Raw genomic sequence first — 5,312 nt, forward strand, 5'->3', positions numbered from 1 at the left:
GTGGTTACGAAAAAGTAAGTTGAGTGGGTGAAATCAGCTCGAACCGGTGGCGACGCCGTGATGATCTTGTTAACGTCGTGACTCGGTTCACATCGACTATCGAAGGATGAGCATGTTCACCACACGCCGTACCGCCAAGATCGCCCTCGTCGCCACCGCCGTGGCCGGCACCGTCACGATGGCTGCGCCCGGCGCCCAGGCCGCGACGAGCGACACGACGAAGGACACCATCTGGAACCTCGGCTACGACACGTCGGCGACGACGACGATCAAGAAGTCCGGGCAGTCCTCGACGACGACCGGCTTCACCTTCTCCACCCTCCACGTCGAGAAGGGCGACCTGAGCTCCGACATCATGCTCAAGGACTTCAAGATGCCGGTGAAGCTCGGCAAGCTGCAGATCGCCATCGCGACGATCTCGCAGGAACCCGTCGGCAAGGCCGTCGGAACGATCGACCCGAACACGCACAAGATCGTGCAGACCCAGAAGGTCAACCTCCACATCAAGGATGTCTCGGCCACGGGTAAGGGCCTCATCAACCTCGTCGGCAAGAACTGCCGCACGAGCAGCCCCATTACGCTGACCGTGACGGGCAAGCAGGGTGGCTTGTTCGACCCGATCAACCTCTCGGGCACGTTCACCATCCCGAACTTCGCCAACTGCGGCCTGTCGACGAGCCTCGTCAACAGCCAGGTGGCCGGCCCCGGCAACACGATCAACATGACGCTGACGCCGCACGGCTGATCGCGACCAGCCTCACACGCATCATCTCGGCCGCCGGTACCCCACGGGTGCTGGCGGCCGACGCGTGTCGACTGACGGCAACTGCCACCCGCCCCGAGAGCCGCTCGAGCATCACGCACCTGCACGACGAATGTGCGGCACATGCTTCGTGCAGACGCGTAATCGTCGAGCAACTGATGGCCGGCGCGGTTCACCCAGCGGTTGCAACCTCCGTCACCCGACGAAGTTGTAGTGCCACCTCTCGGGGTTGGACCCGCGCCGATCCATGTAGTCGGGGCGGTCGAATCCCCAGCGCTTGGAGTTGGCCGTCAGCCACACGTCGTGAGAACGCCCGAAGTACAGAGGCGAGTTGATCGCGTTCGTGCGGGCGAAGCCGAAGTCGATCGCGTTGCCAACCCGTGGTTCGAGGTGCCGGGGACGGCCGCGCGGGGGTAGCCGAGAGTGCGGTACAGCAGCTGCTGGCGGCTCAGGGTGCGGTAGGCCTCGGTGATCGTCAGCGCCACACCGAAACGAGCCTTGAAAGCCGCGGCCAGTCCGAGATATCCGACGGCCGCCGCGCGCGAGAGATACCGCGGCTCGTGCGGCAGGTTGCTGACGTTGACGCTCCAGCTCGGCAGTCGCGTGACGGCCGACATCCGCAGACGGCCGTTCACCGCGCGCGCCGTCGTCGCGACGAGGACTGCGGACGTCACCCACCACCCCTTGAACGCACCCTCGGCGATGCGGAACCACAGGCCGCTCGCGTCGTAGGAGCCTGTCAGCGTCGTGGTGTTCGCCAGAGTCCCCACGATCCGGGCGCGCAGTTCCAGCGTGGGCTGATCGCGCACGTTGACGCGGTAGGAAAGCGTCGCGGTCGTCCGTCGCACGAGGACCGACGTTGCCCCCGCACGGGCCACCTGCCTCGACGCAGGAACCGCTGCGAAAGCCTGCGGCGCCCCTTCGATCACGAGGGCCGTCGTCGCCGCAGCGAGGCCGGCGTGTCGAATCGCGCCACGTCGCGTCAGTGTCTGCATCGCAGAATTCCCCCGTCACTCGTCGGCGCGCTGCCCGCCCCGCCATCAGCTCTTGAGTGTGACACACATCACCGCGGCGCGGGAGATCGTGCGTCACGCCCGTGAACAGGGGCGCTGCGGCAGCACCGGTGCGGCCACCGCCTCGAGACACAGCCCCACCCGGGGGCACCCACGCGTCGTGCCGTCCGCGCGAGAATGGGCCCATGACTTCTTTCGACGCCTGGCTCGAAGCCGCTTCCATCGATGACTCCGTGCGCGAACTGCGCCCCGATTACCGTGCCGTTCTCGTCGTCGCGCGGGGCCTGCACGGCGGTGCGTCGAACGAGGAGAGCGAGACGCTGCTGTTCGCCGCCGAGGAGCACGTACGCGGCATGCTCGAGCACACCCCTCCCGAGGAACTGCCGCACATCGCGGCCTGGCGCGACGCCTACCGCGCGTTCGGCGCGAAACCGCAGCGCACACGCAACTCGGCGGAGGCGCTGCTGCGCCGAGCCGACGCCCTCCCCCGCGTCAACGCGCTGACGGATGCCTACAACGCGGTGTCCGTGCGTCACCAGACGCCCCTCGGCGGTGAGGATCTCGACGCCTACGACGGTCCGCTGCGCCTCACGCGCGCCACCGGCGACGAGGAGTTCTCGACGATGTCCTCGGGCGCCGAGACGATCGAGCACCCCGACGCCGGCGAAGTCGTCTGGCGGGACGACGCCGGCGTCACCTGCCGCCGTTGGAACTGGCGTCAGTGCTATCGCACGCGTCTGACGTACGACACGACGAACGCCATCTTCATCTGCGACATCCTCGACGTCGAGCCCGGCGACGGCGAGCAGCGCGCTACCGAGGTGCGCGACGCCCTGTGCGAGGCGCTCGAGGCCGTCAGCCCCGGAGTGACGCTGACGAGTCGCATCCTCTGATCCATCGGCGGCGCCGATGGTGCCCGGGTTTCGCGACATCGGTGCCCCGTTTCCCGGGCAACATCCGGGCGGGCGACGTCACGTCGCGCGCCTGCCGACTCACTCGAACTGCCGAATAACGCCCAAGAGTCGCCTCTCACCTCTACCGTGATTCACATCACGATGACATGAGGTGACGCATGCCGAACATGGCCGACCCGATCTGGACGCACGCGACGGGCGCACCCGAGCGCCCCGCGCTTCGCAGCCCGAGCACGACCTGGAACTACGCCACGCTGCGGGACAAGGTGGCCGCGTTCGCGGGGCATCTACGTGACCGCGGCATCAGCCAGGGCGACCGAGTCCTGCTCATCGCCCCCTCCGTTCCGGAGTTCGCCGTCGCCTACTACGCCGCGCAGGCCGTCGGGGCGATTGTGGTGACTCTCAACACGATGTCCACTCCCGCAGAGATCGAATACGTGGCGACGGACTCGGGCGCTCGGCACATCGTCGCGTGGCACGCGAGCGCCGTGGCTGGCGAACGCGTCGCGAGCAAGTTGACGATGGACCTCGTCATCCTCGATGCCGGCGCCGGCGCCGCCACGCGGGCTCCGCTCGACGAGCCGGTCGAGCGCGCTGACGACGACACGGCCATCCTGCTGTACACCTCCGGCACGACCGGCCGCCCCAAGGGGGTGCAGCTGACGGTGGCGAACCTCTTCGCTGTGGCGAGCGCGTTCATCACGCAGCTGAACTTCGCATCGACGGAGAAGTTCGGCACCGCGCTCCCCCTGTTCCACGTCTTCGGTCAGTGCGTGTGCATGAACACCGTCATGCTGGCCGGCGGGTCGTTCTCGGTGCTCTCTCCCTTCGAACCACGCGCGATGTTGGCGATGATCCGCGACCACGAGATCAACGTCGTCGCGGGTGTGCCGACGATGTGGAACTACCTCGTCCACGTCGAGGGCGACTTCGGGCCGAAGGACTGCCCCGACCTGCGCCTCGCGGCCTCCGGCGGTGCGAGTCTGCCGGTCGAGGTCATCGCCGCCTTCGAGCGTCGCTTCGCCTGCACCATCCTCGAGGGGTACGGCCTGACGGAGACGACGGGCGCCGCGAGCTACCACCGCGACGGCATCGAGCAGCGCGCCGGCACCGTCGGCGTCGCGCTGCCCGACACCGAGATCGTCATCGAGAGCCTCGACGGGGGCCGCGCGCCCGTCGGTGAGGTCGGACAGGTGCTCGTCAAGGGCCCGACGGTCATGAAGGGGTACTGGAACAACGAGGCGGCCACCGCCGCGGATCTGAGCGACGGTTGGCTGCGCACCGGCGACCTGGGCCGTCTCGATGGGGAAGGCTACCTGGCGATCGTCGACCGGGCGAAGGACCTCATCATCCGCGGTGGGTACAACGTCTACCCCCGGGAGGTCGAGGAGGTGCTCTACAGCCATCCCGACGTCGTCGAGGCAGCCGTCATCGGCGTGCCGGACGAGCGTTACGGCGAGGAGGTCGCAGCCGTCGCCGTCCTGGCGCCGGGGCGCGAACTGAGCGCCGACGAGCTGCGCGCGTGGCTCAAGGAGCAGCTGTCCGCGTACAAGGTGCCCCACCTCATCCGCTTCGACGACGCACTGCCCAAGGGCGCCACCGGAAAGATCCTCAAGCGCGCCATCGAATGGACCACCGACGAAGGAGCAACACCATGACGCAGGTCCAGACCGTCACCGGCCCCATCGAAGTCGAGCAGATGGGTGCGACTCTCGTCCACGAGCACATCTTCGTGATGAACGAGGAATACCGCCTCAACTACGCGGAGTGGGACGAGCAGGCCCAGATCGCCGATGCCGTCGAGCAGCTGACGCAGCTCGAGGGGCTCGGCATCGACACGATCATGGATCCCACCGTGCTGGGGCTCGGGCGCTACATCCCCCGGGTGCAGCGCATCGCGCAGCAGGTGAAGCTGAACATCATCGTCGCGACGGGCGTCTACACCTACAACGAGGTGCCGTTCCAGTTCCACCACAGCGGGCCGGGGCTGCTGTTCGACCAGCCCGAGCCGATGGTGCAGCTCTTCCTGAAGGACCTCAACGACGGCATCGCGGACACCGGAGTGCGTGCCGCATTCCTCAAGTGCGCCATCGAGGAGCAGGGCCTGACGCCCGGCGTCGAACGCGTCATGCGTGCCGTCGGCGCGACGAGCGCGCAGAGCGGCGCGCCGATCACGGTGCACACGCACGCCGCGAGCGAATCGGGGCTCGTCGCGCAACGCGTGCTGGCAGAGGAAGGCGCCGACCTGAGCCGGGTCATCATCGGTCACAGCGGCGACTCGACGGACCTCGACTACCTGTGCCGCCTCGCCGACGCAGGCAGCTACCTCGGCATGGACCGCTTCGGCCTCGACGTGCTGCTGCCCTTCGAAGAACGCGTCGACACCGTCGCGGAATTGTGCCGACGTGGGTACACCGAGCGCGTCGTCCTCGCGCATGACGCGTCGTGTTCCATCGACTGGTTTCCCGCCGAGGCACGCAAGGCGGCCGTGCCGAACTGGAACTACCGCCACATCAGCGAGGACGTCCTGCCGGCCCTGCGTGAGCGCGGCGTCGAGGATGCTCAGATCACGACGATGCTCGTCGACAACCCGCGCCGCCACTTCGGCGGCTGACCCTGGCG

At 67.8% G+C, this 5,312-nt stretch carries 5 protein-coding genes; 4 read left to right on the plus strand and 1 reads right to left on the minus strand.

Going from position 1 to position 5,312, the window contains the following annotated elements; all coding sequences use genetic code 11:
• Nucleotides 1-112 precede the first annotated feature (112 nt).
• On the plus strand, nt 113-745 hold the full coding sequence (locus B2284_RS05435; RefSeq protein WP_006945283.1) for a hypothetical protein: 633 nt from the start codon (nt 113-115) through the stop codon (nt 743-745).
• Between the two features lie 308 nt (nt 746-1,053).
• Here the strand turns inward: B2284_RS05435 and B2284_RS05440 are convergent, their stop codons facing one another.
• Nucleotides 1,054-1,572: a M15 family metallopeptidase domain-containing protein gene (locus B2284_RS05440; RefSeq protein ID WP_286697277.1), complete on the minus strand. Its 519-nt coding sequence runs from the start codon at nt 1,570-1,572 to the stop codon at nt 1,054-1,056.
• 389 nt (nt 1,573-1,961) lie between these two features.
• Between B2284_RS05440 and B2284_RS05445 the strand changes: the two genes are divergently transcribed.
• The 3 genes from B2284_RS05445 to B2284_RS05455 all read left to right on the plus strand — a co-directional run bounded on the left by B2284_RS05445 (nt 1,962) and on the right by B2284_RS05455 (nt 5,304).
• On the plus strand, nt 1,962-2,669 hold the full coding sequence (locus B2284_RS05445; RefSeq protein ID WP_074045413.1) for a B3/B4 domain-containing protein: 708 nt from the start codon (nt 1,962-1,964) through the stop codon (nt 2,667-2,669).
• A gap of 179 nt (nt 2,670-2,848) precedes the next feature.
• Nucleotides 2,849-4,348 carry an AMP-binding protein gene (locus B2284_RS05450; RefSeq protein ID WP_286697278.1) on the plus strand — a complete coding sequence of 500 codons (1,500 nt, stop codon included), beginning with the start codon at nt 2,849-2,851 and terminating at the stop codon, nt 4,346-4,348.
• Nucleotides 4,345-5,304, plus strand: a complete 960-nt coding sequence (locus B2284_RS05455; protein WP_239303814.1) for a phosphotriesterase family protein — start codon at nt 4,345-4,347, stop codon at nt 5,302-5,304. The genes B2284_RS05450 and B2284_RS05455 overlap by 4 nt, the downstream gene beginning before the upstream one ends.
• Nucleotides 5,305-5,312: the final 8 nt, after the last annotated feature.

This window comes from Dermacoccus sp. UBA1591 (assembly GCF_002322065.1).
GTDB classification, from domain to species: domain Bacteria; phylum Actinomycetota; class Actinomycetes; order Actinomycetales; family Dermatophilaceae; genus Dermacoccus; species Dermacoccus nishinomiyaensis.

Excerpts from the sequence above, each read along its gene's own strand:
- B2284_RS05445 (WP_074045413.1), top strand. The coding sequence starts at position 1,962 with ATGACTTCTTTCGACGCCTGGCTCGAAGCCGCTTCCATCGATGACTCC.
- B2284_RS05450 (WP_286697278.1), top strand. The coding sequence starts at position 2,849 with ATGCCGAACATGGCCGACCCGATCTGGACGCACGCGACGGGCGCACCC.
- B2284_RS05435 (WP_006945283.1), top strand. The coding sequence starts at position 113 with ATGTTCACCACACGCCGTACCGCCAAGATCGCCCTCGTCGCCACCGCC.
- B2284_RS05455 (WP_239303814.1), top strand. The coding sequence starts at position 4,345 with ATGACGCAGGTCCAGACCGTCACCGGCCCCATCGAAGTCGAGCAGATG.